The organism is Paenibacillus sp. SAF-068 (assembly GCF_051967555.1).
Classification (GTDB): Bacteria; Bacillota; Bacilli; order Paenibacillales; family Paenibacillaceae; genus Paenibacillus.
Map to the genome: position 1 here is coordinate 3,113,943 of NZ_JBQCJX010000001.1, position 12,446 is coordinate 3,126,388.

The 12,446-nt window shown below is 45.2% G+C and carries 15 protein-coding genes and 1 other annotated feature; of the genes, 2 read left to right on the top strand and 13 right to left on the bottom strand.

Going from position 1 to position 12,446, the window contains the following annotated elements:
* Positions 1-119 precede the first annotated feature (119 nt).
* From ACTHPG_RS13485 to ACTHPG_RS13525, 9 genes are all read right to left on the bottom strand, one after another.
* Positions 120-707 (bottom strand): lysophospholipid acyltransferase family protein, encoded by a 588-nt coding sequence (locus ACTHPG_RS13485; protein WP_433744824.1) that lies wholly within the window; start codon positions 705-707, stop codon positions 120-122.
* On the bottom strand, positions 704-1,408 hold the full coding sequence (cmk, locus tag ACTHPG_RS13490) for a (d)CMP kinase (protein ID WP_091028913.1): 705 nt from the start codon (positions 1,406-1,408) through the stop codon (positions 704-706). Before cmk ends, ACTHPG_RS13485 begins: the two co-directional genes overlap by 4 nt.
* Positions 1,409-1,511: 103 nt before the next feature.
* Positions 1,512-1,736, bottom strand: coding sequence for a hypothetical protein (locus tag ACTHPG_RS13495; protein WP_440389904.1), 225 nt, complete (start codon positions 1,734-1,736; stop codon positions 1,512-1,514).
* Positions 1,737-1,798: 62 nt separating this feature from the next.
* Positions 1,799-2,452 (bottom strand): flagellar brake protein, encoded by a 654-nt coding sequence (locus tag ACTHPG_RS13500; RefSeq protein WP_440389906.1) that lies wholly within the window; start codon positions 2,450-2,452, stop codon positions 1,799-1,801.
* Between the two features lie 148 nt (positions 2,453-2,600).
* On the bottom strand, positions 2,601-3,947 hold the full coding sequence (ypeB, locus tag ACTHPG_RS13505; RefSeq protein ID WP_440389908.1) for a germination protein YpeB: 1,347 nt from the start codon (positions 3,945-3,947) through the stop codon (positions 2,601-2,603).
* Positions 3,948-4,068: 121 nt separating this feature from the next.
* Positions 4,069-4,239 carry a hypothetical protein gene (locus ACTHPG_RS13510; RefSeq protein ID WP_165980215.1) on the bottom strand — a complete coding sequence of 57 codons (171 nt, stop codon included), beginning with the start codon at positions 4,237-4,239 and terminating at the stop codon, positions 4,069-4,071.
* Between the two features lie 113 nt (positions 4,240-4,352).
* A complete protein-coding gene (gene prsW / locus ACTHPG_RS13515; protein ID WP_440389910.1) occupies positions 4,353-5,048 on the bottom strand; it encodes a glutamic-type intramembrane protease PrsW in 696 nt (231 codons plus the stop codon).
* Positions 5,049-5,090: 42 nt separating this feature from the next.
* Positions 5,091-5,705: a genetic competence negative regulator gene (locus ACTHPG_RS13520; protein WP_076209900.1), complete on the bottom strand. Its 615-nt coding sequence runs from the start codon at positions 5,703-5,705 to the stop codon at positions 5,091-5,093.
* 187 nt (positions 5,706-5,892) lie between these two features.
* Positions 5,893-6,246 (bottom strand): hypothetical protein, encoded by a 354-nt coding sequence (locus tag ACTHPG_RS13525; protein ID WP_440389913.1) that lies wholly within the window; start codon positions 6,244-6,246, stop codon positions 5,893-5,895.
* A 94-nt stretch (positions 6,247-6,340) separates the two neighbouring features.
* On the opposite strand from ACTHPG_RS13525, the gene ACTHPG_RS13530 reads away from it, so the two are divergent.
* The gene (locus tag ACTHPG_RS13530) at positions 6,341-7,237 is read left to right on the top strand and encodes a polysaccharide deacetylase family protein (RefSeq protein ID WP_440389915.1); all 897 of its coding nucleotides are present in this window, start codon (positions 6,341-6,343) and stop codon (positions 7,235-7,237) included.
* 68 nt (positions 7,238-7,305) lie between these two features.
* On the opposite strand, the gene ACTHPG_RS13535 is transcribed toward ACTHPG_RS13530, so the two are convergent.
* The 3 genes from ACTHPG_RS13535 to ACTHPG_RS13545 are packed head-to-tail and all read right to left on the bottom strand — an operon-like array spanning position 7,306 to position 9,151.
* Positions 7,306-8,082, bottom strand: a complete 777-nt coding sequence (locus ACTHPG_RS13535; RefSeq protein WP_440389917.1) for a metallophosphoesterase — start codon at positions 8,080-8,082, stop codon at positions 7,306-7,308.
* Between the two features lie 26 nt (positions 8,083-8,108).
* A complete protein-coding gene (locus ACTHPG_RS13540; RefSeq protein WP_440389918.1) occupies positions 8,109-8,561 on the bottom strand; it encodes a hypothetical protein in 453 nt (150 codons plus the stop codon).
* Positions 8,558-9,151 carry a lysostaphin resistance A-like protein gene (locus ACTHPG_RS13545; protein ID WP_440389919.1) on the bottom strand — a complete coding sequence of 198 codons (594 nt, stop codon included), beginning with the start codon at positions 9,149-9,151 and terminating at the stop codon, positions 8,558-8,560. The genes ACTHPG_RS13540 and ACTHPG_RS13545 overlap by 4 nt, the downstream gene beginning before the upstream one ends.
* A gap of 335 nt (positions 9,152-9,486) precedes the next feature.
* Positions 9,487-9,717, top strand: a binding site (T-box leader).
* 199 nt (positions 9,718-9,916) lie between these two features.
* Here ACTHPG_RS13545 and serA point away from each other — a divergent pair.
* The gene (gene serA / locus ACTHPG_RS13550; RefSeq protein ID WP_440389921.1) at positions 9,917-11,512 is read left to right on the top strand and encodes a phosphoglycerate dehydrogenase; all 1,596 of its coding nucleotides are present in this window, start codon (positions 9,917-9,919) and stop codon (positions 11,510-11,512) included.
* 64 nt (positions 11,513-11,576) lie between these two features.
* Here the strand turns inward: serA and ACTHPG_RS13555 are convergent.
* Positions 11,577-12,446: BclA C-terminal domain-containing protein (locus tag ACTHPG_RS13555; protein WP_440389922.1), on the bottom strand; the 870-nt coding region annotated here is incomplete at its 5' end.

The following is a 12,446-nucleotide window of genomic DNA, read 5'->3' on the forward strand; positions in this document are numbered from 1 at the left end:
AAACCCCATTATATTCAAACCTGCCTATAGCAGAGTTCAAAACACTTTCATCACTGAGTGCTACAACATTAGTCTCCCTCAAATATATGGAAACATGCACTCAGCTAGCGACGAAGCCATTACTTGCTTGGCACGCCCGTCTGCACCATTTCGTTAATCTTGGACATAATCTTTTCAGTCGCCTTCTCCAGAGCTTCTCCGGATGGGTCTTCCTTGAACTCGTCCAAATTCACTGGTGCTCCATATACAACTTTCATCTTACGAAAAACTTTGTAGTTACCGATAATAGCAGTAGGAATAACTGTAGCGCCACTGCGGAGAGCAAAACTCGCTGCCCCTTTTTTGCCGATACCTCCATCATTGTGACGGCTTCCCGAGGGGAAGATCCCAAGCACTTGGCCATCACGCAAAATATTGAGTGAGGTTTTGATGGATTCCTTGCTGACACCTCCACGTTTAACGGGGAAAGCGCCCACGGCTTTAATAATTCGGCCGAGTACCGGGATTTCAAACAATTCGCTTTTGGCCATGAAACGCACCTGACGACGAATTTTGATACCAACGGTTGGAGGATCGAAGTTACTAATATGATTGGAACATAAAAGTACGCCGCCTTCTTTCGGAATATTCTCCCGTCCAACGGCCTCCAAGCGGAAAAGAATGGTGTAAATGATCCGCAGTAATGTGCTGCAAAATGTGTAAATCATAGACCGATCTCTCCTCTGACCATTGTGCAATAAGATACGATTTTGTCAACCACTTCATGAATGTTCATCTCCGTTGTATCAAGGACGATAGCATCCTCAGCGCAACGCAGCGGGGAAATTTCCCGATTCTCATCCAATCTGTCACGGGTGGCAATGTCTCGCTCCAGTTGTTGCAACGTCAGTCCTTCAGAGGGGTCCAGTTCTTTGAAGCGGCGAAGCGCGCGCTCCTCCACACTGGCAGTCATGAAGATTTTCACTTCCGCATCGGGCAGTACTGTCGTTCCGATATCGCGTCCATCCATGACGACGCCCTTGCGCAAAGCCATTTGCCGCTGAGTATCCACTAATTGCGTACGCAGCCCCTCGATTTGCGCATATCGGGACACGATTCCCGTCACTTCACGGGAGCGGATTTCCGAGGTTACTTCTTCCCCATTACAGAACACTTTCTGTCCGTCGGGATCCGGTTGTAAATCAATGACCAGCTTTTGGGCTTCCTGAAGTACCTGTGTCACTTCTTCCGGCGCAATATCTTTCCGAAGCATGTGCAAGGTTACCGCACGGTACATTGCGCCTGTATCGACGTATACATACGCGAGCGCCTCTGCAACCAATCGGGCCACCGTGCTTTTCCCGGCACCGGCAGGTCCGTCAATTGCAACGTTCATTTTCCCGTTCTCTGATGTGTTCTGGCTTGCCAACGGGGCATTCCTCCTCAAACGATAAACCTCAATAAAAAAACAGGCATTGCCTGCATCGTGAAAATTATACCACACTCTACACATGGATGCAAAAACAGACAAATCACGAATGTTCGTAATCATATAACGACTGGACTTGAATCGGTGTACCTTCCAGGCGGTCAATAGTAGTCAAATTCTTTTTGAAGCCTGGTACCAACAGCATTAATTGATACACCACAAGCAGGATTAGAAGGGCTGCAATCAGAATCATAACCCTTCGTTCCATTCGCCTGGAAAAAACATAATAAAGCCGTTCATATCTGCGGGATGCATGACGATGATTCATGGCAATACCTCCGTTTTTTCATTACGGTACCCGCAGTTCACTCTCTTTATGCCACAACATTCCTATTTCGTGCGATAGTCCAGTTGCCGTTCGAAACAAAACTTGATAATTTTCTGGCGCTCCGAATCCGAGATCTGCACAAATTTCAGCATGCATAACAGTCTTCCGGTTTCCAGCGTTTTGATCCGCACAACTTCAGCTTCAAAGTTTACATGTTCAATGGTTGAATTCCGGTATGGAACAAGCAACCAGCATTTCAGTTTTTGACCTTCAGCTATCGAAAACCCTGTTTCGCCGTAGATGGACAATCCACCCCCGCCAATATCTTCAGTCAATCCGACGACACGGGTCAGATCTTCAGTCTGGATGGCCAATTCGAGGTTTGCATGAACACGAAGAAAGCTGCGACGTTGTATTTTGGATATATCGCTCGGAAGCGGTTTGCGGATACGAACAAGACGAACCACATCTTCTTCAAATCCTGTGACATAGGTATTAAAATAATGCCGGACTCCATCCTCTGTAATATATGAAATCGACAATTCCTCTCCGAAAAAGAGTCTTTTCAGACGGCTACTTCCTTGTTGCATCGGAACCTCAATTAGAAAACTGCTGTCATCCATATCTGCAATGCGTGATTTGTACTCTTTGTGTTCCTCTTTTTCATCTGCCGAAGCAATCTGGATGAATAAAATTTCATTTATTTTAGGAAACAAGCTGTTCACCGCCACTTTATGTATTTATCTTCGTATGTACAAGGACTATTATACCATGACCTTTCTCACATTAAACAAGAAAAAAACAGACCACATTGTGGTCTGCTGCAATTATGCGTTCAATTTAGAAATTGGGAATACCGTCTTTTTAAGAGGTTGCATTGACTGGTTTAATCTCTTCTACAGCTTCTTCAATTCCCGTATTCGCGTTAATATATATCCGGTATCGTGAACCATTTATTTTGCCTCCGAATTCATAACACAGCACTTCTTTGCTGTAATCATTCTCAATCAGGGATTTGCGTACATAATTTTCTTCAAAGTCCGAGTTGAGCTTTTGACGTGCCTGTTGCTCCGTCAGTGTTGCTTTCGGAATTTTGCGTTTGTCATTATGTTCGTATACAAAGTCACTCGCCTGAAATCCGGTTACTTCTCCTGTATCCAGTCCTACACGAACGGACATTTTCTCAGGATAAATCAACGTGTCCCCTTGCTTACGCACATAAGTAAGGTTACCCAGATTACCAAATTCATCGTAATTAACGGCTTTCATATCTTTGTAACCTTTATTCGTTAAGAATTGATCTGCTTTTGCCATGGCATCCTGACGAGATACTTTTTTGGTTCCAATCGGACGAGTGTCACTGTAGGAGATAAGCATCCCCCCATTACGGGTGAAATCCATCATCAGTTTGCCATTGTTGGCATGATCGACCGTCGCAGTATACGATTCCCAGTCCGTTCCTTTACCGTTCTCCTGCACTTTGATTTTGCTACTGTCCGCATCAGAGAATTTGGCAGCCTTGTTCTGAATCTGTTCTTTGGTCACTGGCAACCCGTCCAGTTTCTTGACTGTTCGTTTTGCGAAGATATTGGATACAGAAGGACCCCAATCAAGCTCCGGGTATTCCTGCACCTTTTTGTTCACTGTACGGAAACCATCAACAATCGTGTTGTCCATGGTTTGCTCTTGTGTTGCCATGGCAGTCTCCGCGTCCATCCAGCGCAAACGATCCGTCAGCACTTTCTGCTGTACATCTTTCAGATTCTTGGTAATTTCGGATGAATTCTGATACAGCTTTTTCAAGTTGCCCATTTCCTTCTCGTTTAGCGGCTCGTTCGTCAAGTCACGCATCGACGCCCGATAAGCAAAGTTGGAAATACGCGAGAGAAACTCCTCTGTCTCGTTAAATGGCAGCATGGTGAGTGGCAGTTGGTTGATCTCATTCTGCGCTTCACTGGTGAGTCGCCATACATTCATCAAACCTTTGCGATGCATCCCCTGTGATGTGGAGTGAACCGCCAAGGTGTTGCCAATCTCCGAATGTAATTTATCCATATGAAAAGATAAATCGTGAAAGGCACGCTGATATTGGTTCTCTGCCTTGATCAAAATTGCATTCTTCTCCTGATTCTCCTGATAGCCCCACACGAGCGCACCGACCAGCAGAACCGCAAATATCGGAAACATAACTGAACTTAAACGTTTATACATCGGTAGAGTCTCCTTTCTTCTAAACCACTACCTCTATTGTGGATCGAAGAAAGATCTCTTATGCATGCGATTTCCAGTCCTTACACAAGCAGGCTGCTGAAGAACCGTTTGGGTCATCCTTTTAATTCAACTGAATCCCGGTTGCCATGCCCTCTTCTTCAATTTCAAACTGGTCTCTGTTATCACAGAGGCACTGCTTGAATCCCGTCTCAATCCGGCCCCGTTCTTTCTTGCCTCGTAACGTAAACCGTTCACCACATTGTTTGCATCTGATTTTAATTTTAATTCTCATCACAACGATCTCCGTTTCTGTTGGTCATTCCCCGGGAGTTTAACCGTAAAATAAAAACACACCGGAGCCATAGGCGCAATATGCGCTTTATGTCCACCAGTGTGTCCGTATTTTTATAATTTAACCTCTTCCTCCCGCTTCACAAAACGAAAAGGAGAACGATTGTTGGCACGTGTGATTTTCCCCATTGCCCCATACCACAGGCCAGCCATTAGTGGTGCTACAAACCACAACCAATGATTCACCATGGTATTCATGATGACATCGTACAATGCATGCCAGAAAAAGGGTAACGCAAGGGAAAGAAACAAGTACCATTGCTTTTTCTTACCACCGATAAACTTGGCCTTGCCCATGTAATAACCCATAATTACCGCAAACATGGCATGACCTGAAACAGGCAGCAGTGCCCGGAAGAACATGGCTGAGACGGATGCATTCCCCGCAAAGGCATACAACACATTCTCCACTGTGGCAAATCCAAGTGAAACAGCAACTGCGTATAAGATCCCGTCATACGGCTCATCAAATTCGGTGTGATTATAGATGATATGATAAAGTACGAACCATTTGACGAATTCTTCCACGCCACCTGAGATCAGAATGGATTCAACATAAGGATTATCCCCGAGCCACATCATCATGCCACGCTGAATAATCATCACAGGCAGTACCATCAGAATCCCCATGAGGAAAACCCGCAATACCATATGAAGCGGCTCATAATCATAACGGTCTTTCAGGTAAAAGTATGTTAACAAGGCGAGACCCGGAGCAACTGCTGCCGCTAAGACCGAAAACAAAAGCACCGAAATTCCCTCCTCTGACTAAGACGCGATTACAACTAGAGATTAATCCTGGCGTTTGAAGTGGGTGCAGATAACATCAATCGCTTGTGCAGGAATAACAACCTTACCATACTCCTCCATAACTGCCGGAGTCACGGATGAGCCTTCACCAAATTCGGCAAGCAAAGCAATCAATGCCGCATGTTTGGTGGAATCCACCTCATCTGGCTCCAAATGCAAGAACCACTTGTCTTTATAAGAATAAAGTCTCCCAGCATCCGTAACATGCTGACGCAACATATGTGCAGCTTCAATGAGCACTTCAAAGTCCTTGAACGCATAAACGATAGAATCGCTCTGCTCGAGTGTAACTTCCATTTCATATACTTCTTCAGGAAGATCATCTTCATGACCTGAACCATATTGTTGCGGATCATATTTTCCACGTGTGACAATGACAACCATCCCTTGAGCGGGAAGTGCGAATACTTCGACAGCAAGTGGACCTGTGGCATCAAATCCAAGTTCGGAATAGGCCTGATCCATCATTTCAGTGAACAGTTCATGAACCTTAGGTATTTCCTGCCACATATCTTCTTTTTGTATTCCGCGCTCGCTCAGATCGTCAAAGGTCAGGAAAATCCGTATCTTATCGTGACTTAGTCGTTCTATTTTCATACAGGATCTCCCCTTTATAAGCAAGTCTTATAACAGATTATGAAGCACAAAACAATATGTGCTGAAAATAAATCTATGTAGTTATGTTATCATTTTATACCTCTAAATGCACGAAGTAAAATCGACAAAAAAAGAATCATTCCACAGCATATCAAGACTGTGGATGATTCTAATTGGAGGTTTTGGTTTATAAACCCGGTACTGTTGTGTTTGTTTGGCTTAAAATTTGCTCTACTTCATGCTTCACATCGGGATTGGTGCGAATAAAATCTTTAAGCATGCTCATATTCGCTTCTTTTTCCTGCGGTGTGATTGTTCTTGTGCTTTTTGCTGCTGGAGTTTTGTGTGATTCACCATGTTGATTTTGCTTGTTTGTGAACCCATCCATACCCGGGAAAGTCATCTCCATCATCTTATGTTTTGCCTGATCCATCATGTTACGTGACGAACCCGATGACATCATGGGCAATTTGCCTTTGGACAACCATGAACTGGCTGCAACACCAATGACGATGCCCCAAAAAAAGGATGACGTCTTCATTACACCAACCTCCTTCAAGTGTTAAAATCATACTTAGTGTTTGCGGTAGTGAGCGATCTCATTCCGCATAAATACAGGAAAGTGAGTTGAAATCATGTTTAGACATACCGCAGCATTGATTATGGCTGCAAGTTTGCTGCTATCAGCCTGTGGGGCAGCGGAGGAAAAAACATCAGAGAATTCGGCGCCGATGAACGAACCCACGACCACTACTCAAGAAGAGCAAAGTCATTTTAATCCTGCTGAAACAGAAGAACCCGAGACGGGTGTGACCGAACCCTCAATGGGCGAAACCGCTGCGACGGAAAAAGAGTCCGAACCTACGAAACAGCTTTCGCCAGAAGTGAATGTGGGTAAGACGTATCATATGAATGAAAATTATTATATTAAACCGAATGATGACAAGAGCCCAAGCAAAGTGGTTTTGTTAACGTTTGATGACGGACCCAAAGAAGAAGAAATGATTAGTTCACTAATCGACACTTTAGATAAACATAACGCTAAAGCGATATTTTTCGTCAATGGTTATCGGGTGAAAAGTCATCCTGAATTGCTCAAACTCATCCATGAACGGGATCAGATTGTAGGCAATCATGCCTGGGATCATGAGGATCTCAAAAAAATGTCTAACGCTGAGGCGGCAAAACAGGTTACAGATGTCCAAAAAATAGTGAAAGACACCATCGGTGAGGAACCGCAATTTTTCCGCCCACCTTTTGGATCGGGTAATGATACTCTGAAGGCTACTGTAAAGAAAAACGGGATGTTATACATGACATGGTCCAATGGTTCACTCGATTGGGATAAAAGCACCAAAAACAAACCGGAAAAAGTCATTCAAAATGTACTGGACCAGTTAAATCCAGGGAGCAATATTTTGATGCATGAATTGCCATGGACGGTTGAAGCATTGGATGAATTGTTGACCAAGCTCGAAAAGAAAGGCTATTCCTTTGTCGATCCACGTGCTATTGAATTGGAAGCTCGTTAAATCATTCTTTTCGCGTCACAATGAAACAGCCTTGATCCAATGGATCAAGGCTGTTTCATTGTGAGTGATTATTCCGCGGGCACTCTTAACGTAATGATATGCATCTCCGCAGGACAACCTAGTCGCAGCGGAAGATGATTCGTACCGTATCCTCTGCTAACCAGCATTTTGCCTTCTTGACGAACATCCTCTGGACTACGCTTCAGGGAGTACCACCCATTCGATATGGGACGATACGCTTTACTCAGAAACACAGGTCCAAAAAACGGTAATACCAATTGTCCGCCATGTGTATGACCGCTTAAGATAAGATCTGCATTTTGCTCCAGACGAAGGGCCTGCAAAGGATCATGAACGATGGCAATTTTGCATATACGGTTACCGACCTGTTCCAGTAACGCATCCCCCTGTTTGGAGCGATAGTCTATACCGACTAGGCTTACTCTGTCGTTGCCCCTACGCAGATATACGACATTATCCTCAAGGAGCTGAACGCCCGATTCCCGAAGAATTCGAGCAAGTTGAGCAGTACCCGCCCGTTTGTCATGGTTTCCATACACTGTAAAAGAAGGAGCAATGTTCGATAAGAGTTTCATATTATTTCTAACGAGAGACCAAGAGATCCCTTTTTCCGCAACATCCCCTCCGATCAGAACCCAGTCCACCTTATTCTTAAAGTTTTCCAAGTCCTTCTGCTTCAGCTTGCGCTTGTGAGTGTCGGATACGTACAAAATCATGGCCCCGTCAAAGGATGGGGGCAGATGAGGAACTTCTACCTCTTCCTCAATCACATGATGAATATGGGCTTCATGCCACATATGAAAAAGTAGTAAAACTCCTATCAAAATGAATACTCCTGCGAGTAATAACATTACCACGGCAAAGGGAGGAACGTATTCAGAGCGGGTGCCCCTTCTATCCCCCACCAAACCAGGCTAATTGTTAGCAGGACAAAAATAAATATGAGTGAATTGACAAATCTTTTGCTCAATTTTAATCGACGTGAAGGATGTAATTCCGTCCGTGTAGGAAGAGAACCGGCTTCGGGAATCGATTCTTCCGTTGATTGTGACGTTTTTTTGGAGCGAGATGGTGCTCTCTGTGGTAATACCGGACTTTCCAGTTTTTCTGTATATGGCTTGCGCTGTGATCTAGGTAAAGAAACGGAAGTAATTGGTGTCATTCCGCCAACCTCAGCAGCAGCTGCCGTTTCAGCAACAATGCTTACTTGAGAAGCCACCTGACGCTCGGATGTCTCTTTTTTATCCGATTGACGATGGCGCTGACTGCCATATGTCTTCATTCTACTTAATGGCTGATTCATGATCCCCTCCGAAAACGTATCGCTAATCCGGACACCAAATCAATAATAAAGTGACATAATATAGGCGCCCATAATGTGCCGGATTGCATGTAAATCCAACCCAATCCATAACTTGAGACAAACACCCAGCCTGTTGGAATCCAGTGGCGCAAATAACGAATGTGAATAACTGCAAATAAAATACTTGTCCAGTAAGGACCGATGGCATGCTGGATGGCTCCACGGAATAATAATTCCTCACACACAGCCACAATGGCTGCAATACATACAATGTGCCAGATCGGACGCCCACGGAACAGCAACTCGTTAATTCCACCGTCATCCATGCTTTCCTGAGGTATAACATACGACAGTACCAAGTCCATAACAAGCATAATGCCAGCAAGACCAAGACCCCACCATACAAATTGGTAATTGTCAGGCCATGCGAGTACATCTAACAAGTTTCGTTTTTGCAATAAGACCCACACAACTCCGATAATCAGTGTCAGACCTTGTGTAAAGTATAGATTGATTAAAAGCAAACGCTCGGTAAGCTGCTGTGGCTCAGCCTTCTGAATTTTGAACTTGGGAAACTTGAATTTTTTCATCGGATGTGTCTGTCCTCTTGAGTTAAATTTGATGGATAACAATTACGTTGTCCAATCGGATAGTATACTAAATGATAGCCAAAAAACCAAATTGGTTCAAGACCTGCCCCAAGTCCTGGTTTTGTGTGCGTGCCATTACTTCATTAATGCAGTAAAATCGAGTTCGCCAAACAGCACATATTCCATCTTCTCGTGGTATGTTCAGTAACTGTTGTATTGCTTATGGTGACTCACTTTTCTCATGAATCAAAAGACATTCGCAAAACAATTTAAAACATTTAAGCCTATTGACATGCTCATGTCAGCCATGATACATTATGAAAAAATTAGTCACGTTAAACACGATGATGGAAAAAAGACGTTGCTTCGTCTTGCAGAGAGCCGATGGTAGGTGTGAATCGGTGGCAGGCAAATGGTCTTGAGCGCTCCTGAGTTATTGCATTGAAATTGGAGTAGGTGCAATCGGTTTAGACCCGTTATCCTCTTCGGTCTTCATTGACCGCTAAGACTGTCGTTGCGAAACGGCGGTGAATTAGGGTGGTACCACGACAACTCTCGTCCCTTATTGCGCAAGCAGTATGTGGATTGAGAGTTTTTTGATTTATTTTAAAGGATATCTGTGGAATCACCCTATTTGCTTCACCTTCCCCCTCTGCTGCGACACCGCGTTGTTGGGCGGAAGAATGAATCCGGTTTTAAGGAATACCTCTTCGCTGAGGTCAAACCTTGACGATATAGATACACATACCTAAGGAGGAAGAAACCATGTACAAAGTGTTAGTGTCGGACCCAATCAGTGATCTAGGTATCCAGCAACTGGTGGATGCAAATGATGTTGTTGTTGAGAAGAAAACCGGTCTTAGTGAAGATGAACTTGTTGCCATTATTGGTGATTATGATGCCCTCTTGGTTCGCAGCCAGACTCGTGTTACAGATCGTATTATGACGGCTGGTACCAACCTTAAAGTGATCGGACGTGCAGGTGTAGGTGTAGATAACATTGATCTGGAAGCTGCTACACAGCGAGGCATCATCGTTATTAATGCACCTGATGGCAATACCATTACAACTTGTGAACACACGTTTGCCATGATGATGGCACTGGCACGACACATTCCTCAGGCATACGCCAAAACCATTCAAGGTACATGGGATCGTAAAACCTTCCTGGGTGTGGAATTAAGAAATAAAACGCTGGGTGTACTGGGCATGGGACGGATCGGTAGTGAAGTTGCCAAGCGCGCCAAAGCATTCGGAATGGACATTCTTGCATACGATCCGTTCCTCACGGAGGAGCGTGCGGAGAAGCTGCAAGTGAAGCTGGCTTCTGTTGATGACATCATTCGCAATGCAGACTTCATGACCGTTCATACGCCATTAACACCGGAAACACGGCACATGATCTCGCGTCCACAATTCGAAGTTATGAAAAAAGGCATGCGTATCATCAACTGTGCCCGTGGCGGTGTAGTTGACGAGATGGCACTCGTGGAAGCCATTGACGAAGGCATTGTTGCGGGCGCTGCATTTGATGTATTTGAGAGCGAGCCACCTGCTTCGGACCATCCATTCCTGAATCACCCTAGCATCATCGTGACACCTCACCTTGGGGCATCCACTGTTGAGGCACAAGAAAATGTAGCGATTGACGTATCCGAACAAGTTCTTCATATTTTGCGCAATGAACCGTTTAAGAACGCAGTTAACATGCCGGCTGTTGCACCAACCGTAATGAACAAATTGCAGCCTTACTTCAAATTGGGTGAAACGTTGGGGAGTTTTGCAGCACAAATTACACAAAATGCTGTGCAGGAGATTCGGATCGACTATGCTGGGGAACTTTCTGAAGTAGATACATCTCCTCTTACGCGTTACATTGTGAAGGGTATTCTCGCCAGACATTTGGGTGGGGAAGCCAACATCGTCAATTCAATGCATTTAGCCAAAATCCGTGATCTGAATGTCGTTGTGAGCCAAACTTCCGCAACCAAAGGATTTACTAACCTGATTACGGTAACATTGGTTACAACTCAGGATGCTGAGGAACGCCGTGTAGCGGGTACATTGCTTGCAGGTTATGGAGAGCGTATCGTTCGTCTGGATAAATTCCCGGTAGATATCGCTCCGGAAAGTCATCAAATCTTGATCTCACATAACGATAAACCAGGTATTATCGGTCGTGTAGGTACATTGCTTGGACAAAATGAGGTCAACATCGCATCCATGCAAGTGGGTCGGAAAATCATTGGTGGTGCTGCCATCATGATCCTGACCGTGGATAAAGCCGTTCCAAAAGATGTGCTTGTGCAGCTTGCTGCGCTGCCTGAAATTAATACTGCTGTTGAAATCGTGCTGGAATAATTATTTATCCCTCAGTAGGAATCAAAAGAGACGAACCCCAAAGGGTCCGTCTCTTTTTTTGTAATTAGCTTAAGCGGATAATGTTGAGTGTCGCACCAGGCGGTGATAGAACAGCTGTGGCTACTAAGCCGAACAATTGAAGCTGAATGGTCGAACCAGCCGTGACCGTGATAATAAAATCGGTTGCCAGTTGACTCAGAGAAAGTACAGGTGAGATTACACTCGGCGGGACTACTGCCCCATTAAGCAATATCCGTGATTGTACTGCGAGTGCTGCTGTTAGATTAACTTTGTAACTGATATAATATCTGCCTGCAGTAGCGAGGGTAAAGGTATCATTGGTGCCATTTACCGTAATCCCCGTTCCAATGTTCTGGTTAGCAGGAAGAGCAACGAGTGTTCCGCCTAAAATAATAACTATGGTACCATTCGTATTCTCTGCGTACGAAGAAGCTGCAGTTACCGACGTTCCGGTTGCGCCAGTGGCTCCTGTACTTCCAGTTACACCAACCCCGGTGGCTCCGGTAGCCCCTGTCGCACCAGTCAACCCTGCTATACCCGTTGCGCCTGTTTCACCCGTGGCTCCTGTCAATCCCGTACTTCCAGTTACACCAACTCCGCTGGCTCCGGTAACCCCTGTCGCACCAGTCAACCCTGCTATACCCGTTGCGCCTGTTTCACCCGTGGCGCCTGTTAATCCCGTACTGCCGGTTACGCCAACTCCGGTGGCTCCGGTAACCCCTGTCGCACCAGTCAACCCTGCTATACCCGTTGCGCCTGTTAATCCCGTGCTTCCGGTTACACCTACTCCGGTGGCTCCCGTTTCACCAGTGGCTCCTGTTAATCCCGTGCTTCCGGTTACGCCAACCCCTGTGACTCCAGTAACCCCTGTCGCACCAGTCAACCCTGCGAGTCCTGTCGCTCCCGTTTCACC

What these genes read in the sequence shown, in the direction of transcription:
- ACTHPG_RS13530 (WP_440389915.1), top strand. Translation starts at nt 6,341, where the DNA reads ATGTTTAGACATACCGCAGCATTGATTATGGCTGCAAGTTTGCTGCTA.
- ACTHPG_RS13510 (WP_165980215.1), bottom strand. Translation starts at nt 4,239, where the DNA reads ATGAGAATTAAAATTAAAATCAGATGCAAACAATGTGGTGAACGGTTT.
- ACTHPG_RS13540 (WP_440389918.1), bottom strand. Translation starts at nt 8,561, where the DNA reads ATGAATCAGCCATTAAGTAGAATGAAGACATATGGCAGTCAGCGCCAT.
- ypeB (WP_440389908.1), bottom strand. Translation starts at nt 3,947, where the DNA reads ATGTATAAACGTTTAAGTTCAGTTATGTTTCCGATATTTGCGGTTCTG.
- ACTHPG_RS13525 (WP_440389913.1), bottom strand. Translation starts at nt 6,246, where the DNA reads ATGAAGACGTCATCCTTTTTTTGGGGCATCGTCATTGGTGTTGCAGCC.
- ACTHPG_RS13545 (WP_440389919.1), bottom strand. Translation starts at nt 9,151, where the DNA reads ATGAAAAAATTCAAGTTTCCCAAGTTCAAAATTCAGAAGGCTGAGCCA.
- ACTHPG_RS13495 (WP_440389904.1), bottom strand. Translation starts at nt 1,736, where the DNA reads ATGAATCATCGTCATGCATCCCGCAGATATGAACGGCTTTATTATGTT.
- ACTHPG_RS13520 (WP_076209900.1), bottom strand. Translation starts at nt 5,705, where the DNA reads ATGAAAATAGAACGACTAAGTCACGATAAGATACGGATTTTCCTGACC.
- serA (WP_440389921.1), top strand. Translation starts at nt 9,917, where the DNA reads ATGTACAAAGTGTTAGTGTCGGACCCAATCAGTGATCTAGGTATCCAG.
- ACTHPG_RS13485 (WP_433744824.1), bottom strand. Translation starts at nt 707, where the DNA reads ATGATTTACACATTTTGCAGCACATTACTGCGGATCATTTACACCATT.